The organism is Pontibacter aydingkolensis, from assembly GCF_019443125.1.
In the GTDB taxonomy this organism is placed as follows: Bacteria; Bacteroidota; Bacteroidia; order Cytophagales; family Hymenobacteraceae; genus Pontibacter; species Pontibacter aydingkolensis.
Genome location: NZ_JAHYXK010000003.1, coordinates 338,529 through 353,242, shown reverse-complemented (window position 1 = coordinate 353,242; position 14,714 = coordinate 338,529). Strand labels below are relative to the sequence as shown.

The following is a 14,714-nucleotide window of genomic DNA, read 5'->3' as shown; positions in this document are numbered from 1 at the left end:
CTTTTTATTTAAATGATATTACAACATTTGCTTTCACAATATCCCCGTAAGGTACTTGCACAGGCACATACGTTGCCTTTTTGCCTTTTTGTTTTATTTCTTCCAACAGATTTATGCCTGTCTCTGTCACTTCTTCCAGTTTTCCTGTTTTCTCAGTGCCGTCCTGCATTTTTACTTTAAGGCTACGGCCAACGTTGCGCTTAAACTGCTGCGGCTGCGTAAGCGGGAAATCCACACCTGGCGAGCTTACCTCCAGTACGTAACTTATTTCTTCACCAAACGCTTCTTCAATTCTCTTGTTAATCCGGCGGCTGATGGTGGCGCATTGGGCTATCGTGATACCTTGTTCTCCATCGGCAAGCACCGTGATCTTAGGGCGCACAGCTGAATCTGATACAGAGATATCCACTATAAAAAGATCGTTATCGGGGAGGCTGTCCTCCGCCATAGCTTTAATAATTTGCGCGGTAAGTGCCATAGTCAATGGTTAAGAAATAAAGAAGGGGACTTCATTTGTCCCCTCACTCCTTGGATATAACGCCACAAATTTACTACAAAAACATTATATATACAACATAGTGTGTGTAGTTAAGCTTTTAAATAATTTGAGCATACTATATCGGATCTGTTCCGGGAATCCCGCTGCAACCTTAGTCCGGCAAAAATTAACAAAACTGCAAGTTATATAGTTCTCTTATGTGCTAGTTAAGTACAGAAGAGCAGATTGCTGTATTACGCTGAATATTCTGCCTGCAGGTGTGGTATAGATAAAAGCATAATTTGTAAGTTTGCTTCCATGGCGGCAACTTTCAAGACAATCCGTAGGCGCGTATGGTTAATTCTGAACACACTGGTGGTGCTCTGGTTGCTGCTGGGCGTTATTTGCCTGCAGGTGCCCCCTGAAAGCTTCTGGCCAGCTGCCTTTATCGCTTTTTCGTTGCCGGCCCCACTGGTACTTAATTTTCTTTTCCTGCTTTACTGGCTGCTACGCCGTTCCTGGCTGGTAGTGCTACCCCTTTCTGTATTTATACTTGGCTGGGGATATTATGCCCGGCTAGTATCTGTTAATTTTGCAGAGGAGGTAAGTGAGGGGACCAAAACACTGCAGGTGCTAAGCTTTAATACACACGTTTTTAACGCCTATGCTGATAAGGATGGTAGTGAACTGGAAGCTTCTACTGACATGATAGACTGGGTCGCCACACACCCGGCTGATATTATTTGCCTGCAGGAGTTTTACAGTAACCGCGGCTCCAGTACATACAATACGATCAGTAAGATCGGGACCCGCTACGACAGGTACAGGTTCTTTTCCGTATCGTATGTAGACCGCAACAAAGCAGACATCGGTAGTGTAATCTTTTCGAAGTACCCGATTATAAATAAAGGAGTAATCCGTTTCGGAGAGTCTCACGTTAACCGGGCCATTTGGACCGATATAGATATGAAGGGTGATACGATACGAGTTTACTCTGCACACCTGCAATCTATGAGCATCAAGTCGCAGGACATTGAGAGTACCTACTCGGCTATTGGTAACGAAGAGAGTTTTAAGAAGGAAGGCCGCAACCTGGCCCGGCGTTTGAAGCGGGGTTTTGTTGCCCGCGGTAACCAGGTCGAGTTGTTGCTTGAGCATATTCGTGAATCGCCTTATCCTGTTATCGTGTGCGGTGATTTTAACGATATCCCATTTAGTTATACTTATAACCAAATGGCAAAGGAACTGAAAAACGCCTTTGTGAAAGCTGGATCTGGCGTGGGAGCTACGTATAACGGTCCGCTGCCATTTTTGCGTATCGATAACCAGTTCTACAGCGAAGCATTAAAGGCTTATGAGTTTGAAACACACTATGAAATGGGACTTTCGGATCATTTTCCGATATCTGCAAAGTATGTATTGCAGCCCAAAGCTCAGGAGTAGCGTTAGGAGAAAGGACGCAATATTTATAGTTTTGAACCACAAAATGCCAGGTATAACGGCAAATACACTAAGTACGGCTGCCGCAGGCGCCTATACTTTAAGATAAACATGCAACAGAAACTGAACCTGTACAACACGCTTACGCGAAAGAAAGAAGAGTTTGAGCCATTGCACGCGCCCTTTGTTGGGATGTACCTGTGCGGCCCAACTGTTTACGGCGAACCGCACCTGGGCCATGCCCGCAGCGCCATTACGTTTGATGTGCTGTACCGTTACCTGAAATACATCGGATATAAAGTACGCTTTGTAAGAAACATTACCGACGTAGGCCACCTGGAAAACGATGCCGACGAAGGAGAAGATAAGATAGCGAAGAAGGCCAAGCTGGAGCACCTGGAGCCGATGGAGGTAGTGCAACATTACACCAACGTGTACCACCAGGATATGGACAAGCTGAACGTGCTGCGCCCGGACATCGAGCCCCGCGCATCCGGCCATATCATCGAGCAGATAGAGATGATACAGGAGATACTGGACAACGGTATGGCATACGAGGTTAACGGCTCGGTATACTTTGATGTACCGGCCTATCACAAAAACCACAAGTATGGCAAGCTGTCCGGACGTGTGATCGAGGACCTGATGACAAATACCCGCGACACCGAAGGACAAAGCGAAAAACACTCCCCGCTGGACTTCGCGCTCTGGAAAAAAGCATCGCCACAGCATATTATGCGCTGGCCTTCGCCATGGAGCGACGGTTTTCCGGGCTGGCACCTGGAGTGCTCTGCCATGAGCCGGAAATACTTAGGCACTACTTTTGATATACATGGAGGCGGACTGGACCTGATGTTCCCGCACCACGAGTGCGAGATAGCACAGAGCCAGGCCAGTAACAACCACACCGACGCTGCCAAATACTGGGTTCACAACAACATGATCACCATAAACGGGCAAAAGATGGGCAAATCGCTGGGCAACTTTATTAACCTGAGCGAGCTTTTCAGCGGTAACCACGAGATGCTGGAGGAGAAGTACTCCCCAATGACCATCCGTTTCTTTATACTTCAGGCGCACTACCGCAGTACCCTCGATTTTAGCAACGAGGCCCTGCAGGCGGCACGCAAAGGCTACACTAAGATGATGAACGGCCTGAACGTGCTGAAGAAACTGAGGTATCCGGAAAATGCAGAAATCACCCCAGATGCGAAATTGAATGAAGAACTGCTGAAGCTGACAGAGGATTGCTTCCGTGGCCTGAACGACGACATGAACACGGCCCGTACTATCGCCTCGCTGTTTAACCTGCTTAAAAAGATCAACAGTTTATACTTAGGACAGATCAATATCACGCATCTGACAAGAGGTACTTTTGATACCATTCGGGAGACTTACCAGGAACTGGTGCTGGATGTGCTGGGTCTGAAGGAAGAGCAAGCCGGGGATATGGACGAGATGCTGCAACTGGTGCTTGGTTTTTACAAAGAAGCCAAAGAAAACAAAGCTTATGATAAGGTAGATGCCATACGTGCCGAACTTAAAAAGCAGGGCATTGTGATAAAAGACATGAAAACCGGAATTGACTGGGCTTATGAAGAATAAAATAATAGCGATGGCACTATTTGCAGCAGGAAGTTTAAACTTATACAGTTGCGACTCTGCAGAGAAAGGCGGCGCAAAGCAGGCTGCAGTAGCAAGTAAAGAAACACCTGTGGTAAAAGCTCCTGAGTTCAACGCTGATACAGCTTATAGTTTAATAGAAAAGCAAGTGGCATTTGGCCCGCGTGTGCCTAATACACCTGCGCACTATGCAACCGGCGAATGGATAATAGAGAAGTTGCGTGAATATGGCGCAGATGTAAAAGTGCAGACTTTCCAGATGCGTGCCTTTGATGGTAAGATGCTGAACCTGCGCAACATTATTGCCTCTTATAATCCGGAGGCTGGTAATCGTGTGCTGCTTGCCGCTCACTGGGATACCCGCCCTTTTGCGGATAAGGATGAGCAGAATCCTAAAAAGCCAATTGACGGAGCCAACGACGGAGCCAGCGGCGTAGGTGTATTGCTGGAGATAGCCAGAATTATCCATACTTCAGAGCAAAAACCAGAGATAGGAGTAGATATGATTTTCTTTGATGGCGAGGACTATGGCCAGCCTGATGATAGTGACTTGCCTTATCAGGACAATACCTGGTGCCTGGGTTCGCAGTACTGGAGCAAGAACAAACATGTTCCGAATTACCGCGCCAACTATGGTATTCTGTTAGATATGGTGGGAGCCGAGAATGCAAAATTTGCCAGAGAAGGCACCTCTATGCAATACGCCAAAGAGGTCGTAGACAAAGTATGGAAAGCCGGTAACAGCCTTGGATACTCCGACTACTTTAAGTATGTAAATGCACCGGCTATTACCGATGATCACTCTTATGTTAATGCATGGGGCAACATCCGCATGATCGATATTATCGAGTATAACATGAATAACCCCGATGATTACTTTGGCCCCTACCATCACCGCCACACCGATAACATGGATGTGATCAGCAAAAACACACTAAAGGCTGTCGGGCAGACGGTACTGCATGTGCTGTATAACGAGTAAAGTATAAACAGACAAAAAAGCCAGAGCTTCTAAAGGATGAAGCTCTGGCTTTTTTGTTTACTGCAATCTATTTAGCTGGCTCTATTCCTCAGTCTAAGTAGCCCATACTTTCATCTCTGGCTTCTGTATGCTTGCGGCCTTAAGGCCTAGTTTTTGCGCATCGCATTGTCCATTGACAGCTACCTCCGCGCTGTTCCCGCTGCCCAACTCCGTTCAGCACCGCAACAATAGAAGGTGCTCAACACAAAGACTGGAATGGACACTTCTTAGTAAGCGGCTATTGCAGTTTGAAACAAAGTATAAACCTCTTCCATGCTACACAGCAAGGGCCTTGGCCAGGTGCACAAACCGACGGTCTACTTTTGGGGTAGGGGCCCTCGGGAAAGGAGCGTCCCCGAATCAAGTTCGGGGTGGTCCCTTGTGTCAAGTAGAATATCCCGAACTTGATTCGGGGACAAAAAGTAGGCCCAGCCGGCGAGGCGAAAAGCTAGCTAGGAAGAATTAAGTTTCTTGTAAACAGTATTTCCTTTTCATAGCTATTGCTTAACCTCCCTTCTACCAAGATCCTTACAGGATGACAAAAAAGAGGCTGGGTAGGAATATCAAACTTCGTAGGTACAGGACGCGACCCCACCGAGAAATGGCATTAGCAATGAAACTTACACATCAGCTAAATCAACGGCAGAAAGTCCCCCTTTGAAGTCGAAGATACCGAAGTTGTTTCGGGACTGGGCAAAGTGTGATGTTTAACAGTTGCTATTAAAACTTATACTTTGGCGAAAGCAACAGCAGAAAATTTCCCTCCGGGGGTTGGGGTGTGTTTATATTGCCACAAATCATTATCCTTTACCTGATCAACCCATCCTGCGCCATCCTGCCCACTGTGATCTCAGCGAGCTTTTCAGAGGCATTTCTTAAACTGGAAGGGCTGTAAGACTGCGATTGTGCTGACCAGACAAGATTCTCAGTACTTTCATCATACAAGTTGGTTTCCAGAAAGTATACTTTATCCTCTGTGTAATAACCAGGGTCATAAAGTGTAGGATACCAGTAGGTATAATAACCTCTAAACCTGCCGTACCAGCCAAAGCGTGTTACGGGGGCATAGCTGTAAGTGCCCGGCACATAGCGTGTCTCTGTTTGTTCATCTATTAACGCTACCGTCATGATGCCATCGTAACCATCGTCTTTGAGTCTGTCGATTAACAGGTTTACATCAGGCCCTGATTTGCTGGAGGCAGTAGGCGGAAATATATCTATACTCTTAGTAGCTGCCACACCCCGCCGCTGGAGTTGTGCTTGTATGTCGTTCTCTACGGTTTCCCGGGCCCTGATATTATCTGTGAGAGCAGCAACAACAATCTTGTTATACTGCTGGTTTGTGGCTTCAGGGCTTTTCCAGGTACCTGTTATCCTGGTAGACGAAACACAGGCCCATAAAAACAACGGCATAATACAGATCAGAAGATAAGGCAGCTTATGTAACAGGTCTTTGTTTGATGTTTTCATGTATGTGGCAGAGCGTTAATTGGTTGTATAATAATGTTAACGAAGCAGGGCTTTAATTAGATGTAAAAACAACAGATAGATTGGACAGTGCAGGAGTCTGGAGTTGCTGTGAGAGGCATTAATTTTTATTTAAAGTATAAAATGGTTAAGTTGGAAAATCAAACTTAACTAACCTGTTACTTTTTATACTTTTATGAGATCCAATAAATGTTTGTTGGCTGCCCTTGGTTTGGCTCTGCTTTGGGGCATGCACCCGATCATGGCACAGGACCAACCACATGTTTTTAGAGGCGCCAAGATTATTCCCATTGCCGGTCAGCCCATAGAAAATGGCGTACTGGTAGTACAAAACGGAAAAATAACTGCCCTGGGCACCGCCGATAAAGTAAAGTTGCCTAAAAATGCTGTAGAGTTCGATATGAAAGGCAAAGTGCTGATGCCCGGCCTGGTAGATACACACTCCCATTTAGGAGAGGGCTCTGGCGGCGACGGCTCCGGTGCGCTTCATCCGGATGTACGCATTATTGATGCCATCAACCCATTAAGTGATACTTTTAAACGTGCCCTGGCCGGAGGTATTACCACTGTAAACGTTATGCCCGGCTCCGGCCATTTAATGAGTGGGCAAACGGTTTACCTTAAAATGCGCGACGCCAAAACCATTGCCGATATGGCTTTCTGCGATGATGTGACCAACGGCATCTGCGGCGGTATGAAAATGGCAAATGGCACCAACCCCATGAAAGCTGCTCCGTTTCCGGGCACAAGGGCAAAATCGGCGGCTATGGCAAGGCAGCTGTTTTTGGACGCGCAGGCATACAACAACAAGATAAAGGCAGCCAAAGGCAAAGCAGATAAAATGCCGGAGCGTAAGCCTAATCTGGAGCCGCTGGTAGAGATACTGGACGGCAAGCGGGTGGTACACTTTCACACGCACCGCTACGACGATGTGCTGACGGCCCTACGCCTGCAGAAGGAATTTGGCTTTAAGCTGGTGCTGCACCACGTAAGCGAAGCCTGGAAAGCCGCCGACGAAATAGCTAAGGCAGGTGTATCAGCTTCTATCATCACGCTTGATTCTCCGGGCGGTAAGTCCGAAGCAGTTGAAATAAGAAATTCAAACGGAGCTGCACTTGAAAAGGCTGGCGTGCTAACCGCCTTCCATACCGATGATGGCATTACAGATTCCCGTTTGTTTATTCGTGGGGCTGCCCTTGGGGTGCGTGCCGGTATGAGTCAAGAAAAAGCGCTGGAAGCCCTAACTATAGCCGGCGCTAAAATGATGGAGCTGGACAGCCGTGTAGGATCACTGGAAAAAGGCAAAGATGCTGATTTTATAGTGCTAAGCGGTGAGCCATTTAGTGTGTATACCAAAGTAGAGCAAACCTGGGTAGAAGGCAAAAAGCGTTTCGACCTGCACAACCCCGACGATAAAAAGTTTGCCACAGGCGGTTACAACACCTTTAGCGGCGAAATCCATTATCACGCACATTAATTTTTGGCAAAGGAAGTTCTGACATAAGACAAAAGACTTTTCTGAAGCCTCCCTTGTCTTTTGTCAAATTGTCTAATAGTCAAAAAGTCAAATAGAAATCATCATGAAAAAACATATAAAACTAGGTGCTGCCATACTTGCAGGCGCTGCTATACTTGGCGGGCAGCAGGCAATGGCGCAGGTAGCCGTAAAAGGCGAAACAGTTTATACAATGGCAGGCGCGCCTATCAAAAATGGCGTGGTACTACTAAAAGACGGTAAGATAGAAGCTGTAGGAGCCAACCTGTCAATTCCGCAGAACTATAAAGTATACTCTGCTAAGGTTGTAACACCTGGCCTGGTAGATGCCCATACTTCTGTTGGTTTGGCTGGTATCTATAACATTCCCGCAGATCAGCAGCAGCTCGAGAAAACGGCGCCAATACAGCCGGAGCTGAGGGCCATAGATGCCTATAATCCCAAGGAGGAACTGTTGGACTGGGTAAGGAGCCATGGGGTTACCACCATCAATACCGGCCACGGCCCTGGAGCCTTGATCAGCGGACAGACCATGACCATTAAAACAGCACCTGAGGGCTTTGCCACGCTGATAGACACCACCAAAATGATAACCTTTACCCTGGGTGCTTCTGTAGGCGACAATTATAACTCTCCGAAAACATCTGCCAAAGGTATGGCCATGTTGCGCACTGAGTTGCAGGCAGCACAGGTTTATGCTAAAAAAGCTGCCAACCCAGATGCCAGCAAACGCCCAGACCGTAACCTGAAAATGGAGTACCTCAAGGATGTGCTGGCAGGAAAGTATAAAGCGCTTATAACGGCGAACAAGGCAAATGATATAATGGCTGCTTTGCGGCTGGCAAAGGAGTTTAACCTGGATATGGTACTAGATGGCGCAGCCGAATCATACCTGCTGGTAGACGAAATAAAGGCAGCCGGTATTCCGGTTATACTTCACCCGACCATGGCAAGATCCTATGGCGAAAACAAGAACCTGTCGTTCGAGACGGCGGGTATACTTGCCAGTGCCGGTATACCTGTGGCGATACAAAGTGGGTTCGAGGCTTATGTGCCCCGCGCCAGGGTTATACTTTTCGAGGCTGGTGTGGCAGTAGCCAACGGCATGTTGCCAGACCAGGCTTTGGCTGCCATAACCACTACGCCTGCAAAAATTATCGGTCTGGAGAAGCGCGTTGGAGCCCTGGCTAAAGGTATGGACGGCGACCTGGTACTTTTCGACGGTGACCCTTTTGAATATACGTCGCATGTGTGCACCGTGCTGATAAACGGAAAAGTAGTAAGCGAGGAATGTAAATAGCTTTAAGCTTATATCTGAAAAGTCAGTTCTATCTGCAGAATCAAGGTTTTTACAAAAACCTTTTTACCTTTAACAAGTATGATGTTGGGAACCACAACTCGCTATATTTTCAGGTGAATAGTAATAGTACCCATCAAACAGGCAATCAGGCTTTTCCTCGTTTACTATATTGTGTTACCTAAGTATAGAGAGAATTAAATTTTGATTCTATATTTGTATCACCAAATCAAAGTGTCTCTATCACAAAATAATAAGACAAATGACTTACGATAACATCGTTTCTTTACTTGGTTCTGAAGCAGAAGGTCTGCTGCAGTATAAAAGCAAAACAATATCTAAAGAGCAGCTGCATGTGCCAGGTCCTGATTTCGTGGATCGCATCTTCGCTCAGTCTAACCGTAGTCCTCAGGTGCTGCGCAGCCTGCAGCAGCTGTTCGACCACGGCCGTTTAGGCGGAACAGGTTACCTATCTATTTTACCAGTAGACCAGGGGATAGAGCACACAGCTGGTGCCTCTTTTGCCCCGAACCCGATATACTTTGACCCAGAGAACATCATTAAACTTGCCATTGAGGGTGGTTGCAACGCAGTTGCTACTACATTTGGTAACCTGGCTATGATGTCGAGAAAATACGCACATAGAATTCCGTTTGTAGTTAAGATCAACCACAACGAACTGATGACATACCCTAACAAGTATGACCAGATCATGTTCGGCTCAGTAGACGAGGCCTGGAACTTAGGTGCCACTGCAGTAGGTGCTACTATTTATTTTGGTTCTGAGGAGTCGTCGCGCCAGATAATTGAGGTGGCTGAGGCGTTTGAAAGAGCGCATCAGCTGGGTATGGCTACTATTCTGTGGTGCTACACGCGTAACAATGGATTTAAAAAGGATGGCGTGGATTACCATGTAGCTGCCGACCTTACTGCACAGGCAAACCATCTTGGAGTAACGATCCAGGCAGATATCATCAAGCAGAAGCTTCCGGAGAACAATGGTGGTTTCAAGGCAATCGGTTTTGCAAAGTCGCATGAGAAGATGTATACAGAGCTTGCCAACGACAACCCTATTGACTTAACGCGCTACCAGGTGGCAAACTGCTACATGGGCCGTGCCGGTTTGATCAACTCTGGCGGCGAGTCTAAAGGCGAGTCTGATCTGACAGATGCGGTGCGTACAGCGGTTATTAACAAGCGTGCAGGCGGTATGGGCTTAATTTCTGGTCGTAAAGCTTTCCAGAAAGATATGAAAGTTGGCGTGGAGTTGCTTAACGCTATTCAGGATGTGTACCTGAGCAACGAGATTACATTGGCATAATTTGTAGCAGAACTGCTGATTATTACATATTTTTGTGACCTGCCTTCCCTGGTGCTTCTGGAAAAGGCAGGTCACTAATTTTTTATACGTTGCTGTGTGGCAGGCGTATACTTAACTATAATGTGCTCAATGCACGCTTTTTACTATGATGCCTTGGTTTAAGAGAGCTGAAAAAGGAATTATAACACCTACAGAGCAAAAGAAAGAAACGCCGGACGGATTGTGGTACAAATGCCCAAGCTGCAAAGCAGTGACCAGCATGGCCGAGCACCGCAAAAACATGAGCACTTGCGTAAAGTGTAACCATCACGACCGGATTGGTTCGAAAGAGTACTTTGCCATACTCTTCGACGATAATAAGTTTACGGAACTGGATGCGGACCTTACTTCTGGTAACCCGCTTGACTTTGTGGATACCAAGCCTTACCCGAATCGTATTGTTGCCACACAAAAAGCAACTGGCCTGAAAGACGCAGTGCGTTCGGCTTACGGTAAAATGAATGGGCAGGACATTACCATCGCCTGTATGGACTTTGCTTTTATCGGGGGATCGATGGGCTCTGTGGTTGGTGAGAAAATTGCCCGCGCCATAGACCATGCCCGTAAAACACGCACTCCTTTCATGATGATCTCAAAATCTGGTGGTGCCCGTATGATGGAAGCAGGCTTCTCGCTGATGCAGATGGCAAAAACATCTGCAAAACTGGCATTGCTGGCCGAAGAGAAACTGCCATACATCTCTATGCTGACAGACCCAACCACAGGAGGCGTAACAGCATCTTATGCCATGCTGGGCGACTTTAACATTGCTGAGCCAGGTGCATTGATCGGTTTTGCAGGCCCACGCGTAATTAAAGAAACCATTGGTAAAGACCTGCCTAAAGGTTTCCAGAGTGCAGAGTTTGTACTGGAGCATGGCTTTCTTGATTTTATAGTAGACCGTAAAGAGCTTAAAAGCAAATTGACAGACCTGCTGAGTATGATCGTAGAAGAGAAAGCCAATAATGGCACTAAGGCAAAAGCTGCCAAAACAGCAAAAGTATCTTAACAGCAATTGTACTTAATATAAATAAAAAGCGCCTGCCTCTATTTAGAGGCAGGCGCTTTTTATTTATCCAAAAGTATAAATAAGCGTAAACAAAGAAGATTTTTATGAACAGAGGTAAAATAAAAAATTGAATTGTTCGTGTATAGCTAAAACGAAATATATTATTGGCACATGGATTGCAATGGTGATCTGTAAATACAGGCACAAACTCTATTTATATAAAAACAGAATAAACATTTACCAAAACGACAAACACATGAAACTAGTAAAATTTTCTTTGAGCTCTCTGTTAGCTGCTACTATGCTATTTACGTCATGCCAGACAACTGCCCCTACGGCAAGCAACGGCGGTAATACTGGTACAACTACTACAGGCTCTACTACAGATAACAGCACTACCGAAACCGAAAAGAAGGGCATGAACAAAACCACGAAGGGTGGTATTATCGGTGCCGGCTCTGGTGCGGTAGTTGGTGGTATTATCGGTAACAGGATGGGTAATACTGCTGCGGGTGCCATTATTGGTGCTGCCGTGGGTGGCGCAACTGGTGCAGTAATTGGCCGCCGAATGGATAAGCAGGCCGAAGAACTGGAGAAAAGCATGGAAAGCGCGAAAGTAGAGCGTGTGGGTGAGGCCATCCGAGTAAACTTCGACTCTGGACTCCTTTTTCAAGTAAACTCTGCTGAGCTTAGCGCTAACGCTAAGCGTGATATCGAGAAGCTTGCCAAATCGCTTAACGAAAATAAGGGTACTAACGTGATTATAGAAGGTCACACCGACAACACAGGTTCTTATGAGCTTAACCAGAAGCTTTCTGAAAGACGTGCTGCGGCTGTGGCTGCTTACGCCAGAAGCCTTGGTGTGGATGGCTCACGCTTACAGGCCAAAGGCTATAGCTACGACCAGCCAATTGCTGACAATAGCACAGCAGAAGGCCGTTCTCAGAACCGTCGCGTAGAGATCATTATCGTTGCAAACGAGGAGCTTAAAAAAGCAGCTGAGAGTGGCGATGTAAAATAAGCTGCATTTAGTTAGATAGTAACATATCACTTGTAAACAAGGCCCGCCGGTTATGCCGGTGGGCCTTGTTGCTTTTATACCCATCACTTTAGTGCCTATACTAAATTGTACAGTTAGGGCATACAATTAAAATAACTTGAATTTATAAAAGCCGTTAAAGTATAAAGTATAGGTAATATAAAGTGTTAGGCATCAGTGTTTAAGTGATTTTGTTGCACTGGTTTAGCAGGTTCTAAGCAGTTAGGTAGCCGATAAGAGCAGAACATTTTTAAAAAACAGGAGTATTAAGCACAGAACTTTTGTGTTCGACCATAAAAACAACAAAAATGAAAACCATGAAAAACATTAGAATTTATCTGGCAGTTTTCGCCTTTATAGGTATACTTTTTACATCGTGTAATGCAAGCCGTACTGCTAAGGGCGGTGCAATTGGTGCCGGTACCGGTGCAGTAGTAGGTGGTGTAATAGGTAAGGCAGCAGGAAACACAGCCACAGGCGCTATTATTGGTGCTGCTGTAGGTGGTACAGCCGGTGCCCTGATTGGCCGCCGTATGGATAAGCAAGCAGAAGAATTGCAGCGCGACCTGGAGAACGCCAAGGTAGAGCGTGTAGGCGAGGGTATCAAGATCACGTTTGATTCTGGTATTTTGTTTAACGTAAATTCTGCTGAGTTACAGTCTGGCGCTAAATCAGAGATATCTCAGTTGGCAGCTACACTTAAAAAATACCCTGATACTAATATCCTGATAGAGGGCCACACTGACAATACAGGTTCTCGTGAGCTGAACCAAGCTTTATCGGAGCGCCGTGCGCAGTCTGTGGCTAACTATGCAGCGCAAATGGGCGTAGACCGCAGCCGTATAACTACACAGGGTTATGCCTTTGATCAGCCTGTGGCAGACAACACTACTGAGGCTGGCCGTGCGCAGAACCGCCGCGTAGAGATCGCAATCTTTGCGAATGAGAAAATGAAAAAGGCCGCTGAGCGTGGCGAGTTATAATTTAAAAGTATATTGAATTACGTGTTGTGAATGATTTTCCAGCCGTGCCTTTTGGTGCGGCTGGTTTTTTATAGCGTACTGTAAAAAGACCATTGTAGGATAAAGAAAGGGAAGCAGGCCTTTTATCAGAAGTATAAGTATGAAAAAGTATTTACAAATGGGCATGCTCAGCCTGTTGCTGGTGAGTGTTTTTAGCGCCTGCGAACGAATGAGTGGCATAAGTCCGTATGCTTTTTCTGGCAGTAACGAGAGTGCGGCTAGCCTGACAACAGAGAACGAAAAAGATAGGGTGGTACAGGCAGCATTGCAGGAAGATGCCCAGCAAGCCCGCAAAATGCCTTTAAAGCAATTTGCCAGGTATATGAAGGTACGCCACCATTATTACAAAGATTATCATACAGCGTATCAGGATGACTTTGTAAGTATAACCGTAAACGGCGATAAAATGCGAATTGAGACACGGAAGGGTAAAGTGAAGATAGAATATACCGGTGAACAAGTAACCAATACCACAGAGTAAGGCAGCTCAGCTAAAAAAGTATAAAATTCTTTTTTAGCTGAAGTATAGGCACCTGAACCTGTGTTTCGGAATATGATTTATCCAAAGTATAATAATGCCTGTAACAACAGTTTTGCTCTGTCTGGTGCGGGTTATGATTATTTTTGGTGCCAGGCACTTCGTGCTTTTAAAACAGCAGTAACCAACATGGCTACTGCAGCACCTGCCAGCGCAAGGGCCATGTCTTTTTGCGCATCCCAGATATCGCCCTGCATCCCCAGGAAATCCATTCCCCGCTGATTGTCTTCAAATACCACATCGGCTACTACCCACTCTACCAGTTCGTACAAGGCACTTAGAGAAAGCACGATTTCCATGGGTAGCAGGTAACTGAAAAAAGGACGTACGTGCAATGCTTTTGAAAATACCTCATGCATAGGGTAGGCCAACAGCAAACCAAAACCCAGGTGCACTATTCTGTCATATTGGTTTCGGGGTTGGTTAAACTGGTCTTTTAACCATTCTCCAAAAGGATTTTCGGCATACTGGTACTGGCTGCCATACATGTGCAACAGCAGAAACAGAAAGATTAAAGTATAACTCAGGTCTGAGAACCGGAAGATATTGTAAAAAGCGATCAGGAAGATTACCAGCGAAAGTGTAAGGGTGTTCTCAAGTGCCCAGTTTTTAAGGTCAGGTGTGGTAAGGCCGGTATATGCCAGGTATACTACAAACAATATACTGTATACAATGTGCAAAGGCTGTCTTATAAAGGTTTTTTTTACCGGACCCATAATTTTTGTAGCTGTTTTCATAGCACTGCGCAATGCGACATCTGTTATTTGCTAATAACCCTAAAAGTATGTGTATGGTTTTGTATACTTTAACAGTATGGCAGATATGCCCTGAGCATTTGAGGAGGCTTTAAGTATGAAGTTTATACTTGTACTGTTGTACTTTTAGATTCAAAGGCAAGCTTCAG

13 protein-coding genes are annotated in these 14,714 nt (G+C 45.9%); 10 read left to right on the top strand and 3 right to left on the bottom strand.

Translation table 11 applies throughout. The features are described from left to right. Nucleotides 1-4: 4 nt before the first annotated feature. The gene (locus tag K0O23_RS06030; RefSeq protein ID WP_246596951.1) at nt 5-478 is read right to left on the bottom strand and encodes a ribosome maturation factor RimP; all 474 of its coding nucleotides are present in this window, start codon (nt 476-478) and stop codon (nt 5-7) included. A gap of 318 nt (nt 479-796) precedes the next feature. Here K0O23_RS06030 and K0O23_RS06025 point away from each other — a divergent pair, with 318 nt between their 5' ends. The 3 genes from K0O23_RS06025 (at nt 797) to K0O23_RS06015 (ending at nt 4,523) form a co-directional block, all read left to right on the top strand. Next, nucleotides 797-1,921, top strand: a complete 1,125-nt coding sequence (locus tag K0O23_RS06025) for an endonuclease/exonuclease/phosphatase family protein (RefSeq protein ID WP_219876483.1) — start codon at nt 797-799, stop codon at nt 1,919-1,921. Between the two features lie 108 nt (nt 1,922-2,029). Further along, on the top strand, nt 2,030-3,523 hold the full coding sequence (cysS, locus tag K0O23_RS06020) for a cysteine--tRNA ligase (protein WP_219876482.1): 1,494 nt from the start codon (nt 2,030-2,032) through the stop codon (nt 3,521-3,523). Beyond that, nucleotides 3,513-4,523 (top strand): M28 family peptidase, encoded by a 1,011-nt coding sequence (locus tag K0O23_RS06015; RefSeq protein WP_219876481.1) that lies wholly within the window; start codon nt 3,513-3,515, stop codon nt 4,521-4,523. Before cysS ends, K0O23_RS06015 begins: the two co-directional genes overlap by 11 nt. Nucleotides 4,524-5,369: 846 nt before the next feature. Here the strand turns inward: K0O23_RS06015 and K0O23_RS06010 are convergent. Next, entirely contained in the window at nt 5,370-6,032 is a 663-nt protein-coding gene (locus K0O23_RS06010; protein ID WP_219876480.1) for a DUF4136 domain-containing protein, read from the bottom strand. A 193-nt stretch (nt 6,033-6,225) separates the two neighbouring features. On the opposite strand from K0O23_RS06010, the gene K0O23_RS06005 reads away from it, so the two are divergent. From K0O23_RS06005 to K0O23_RS05975, 7 genes are all read left to right on the top strand, one after another. Next, complete coding sequence (locus K0O23_RS06005; protein ID WP_219876479.1) at nt 6,226-7,527, top strand: amidohydrolase family protein; 1,302 nt, start codon at nt 6,226-6,228, stop codon at nt 7,525-7,527. 103 nt (nt 7,528-7,630) lie between these two features. Then, nucleotides 7,631-8,845: an amidohydrolase family protein gene (locus K0O23_RS06000; RefSeq protein ID WP_219876478.1), complete on the top strand. Its 1,215-nt coding sequence runs from the start codon at nt 7,631-7,633 to the stop codon at nt 8,843-8,845. 259 nt (nt 8,846-9,104) lie between these two features. Next, the gene (locus K0O23_RS05995) at nt 9,105-10,163 is read left to right on the top strand and encodes a class I fructose-bisphosphate aldolase (protein ID WP_219876477.1); all 1,059 of its coding nucleotides are present in this window, start codon (nt 9,105-9,107) and stop codon (nt 10,161-10,163) included. A 148-nt stretch (nt 10,164-10,311) separates the two neighbouring features. Then, entirely contained in the window at nt 10,312-11,211 is a 900-nt protein-coding gene (gene accD, locus K0O23_RS05990) for an acetyl-CoA carboxylase, carboxyltransferase subunit beta (protein ID WP_219876538.1), read from the top strand. A gap of 256 nt (nt 11,212-11,467) precedes the next feature. Further along, a complete protein-coding gene (locus tag K0O23_RS05985; protein ID WP_246596950.1) occupies nt 11,468-12,232 on the top strand; it encodes an OmpA family protein in 765 nt (254 codons plus the stop codon). A gap of 335 nt (nt 12,233-12,567) precedes the next feature. Next, nucleotides 12,568-13,233 (top strand): OmpA family protein, encoded by a 666-nt coding sequence (locus K0O23_RS05980; RefSeq protein ID WP_219876476.1) that lies wholly within the window; start codon nt 12,568-12,570, stop codon nt 13,231-13,233. A 139-nt stretch (nt 13,234-13,372) separates the two neighbouring features. Beyond that, nucleotides 13,373-13,753, top strand: a complete 381-nt coding sequence (locus K0O23_RS05975) for a hypothetical protein (protein WP_219876475.1) — start codon at nt 13,373-13,375, stop codon at nt 13,751-13,753. 137 nt (nt 13,754-13,890) lie between these two features. Here K0O23_RS05975 and K0O23_RS05970 read toward each other — a convergent pair whose 3' ends face one another. Then, nucleotides 13,891-14,547, bottom strand: a complete 657-nt coding sequence (locus K0O23_RS05970; protein WP_246596949.1) for a DUF2238 domain-containing protein — start codon at nt 14,545-14,547, stop codon at nt 13,891-13,893. Nucleotides 14,548-14,714: the final 167 nt, after the last annotated feature.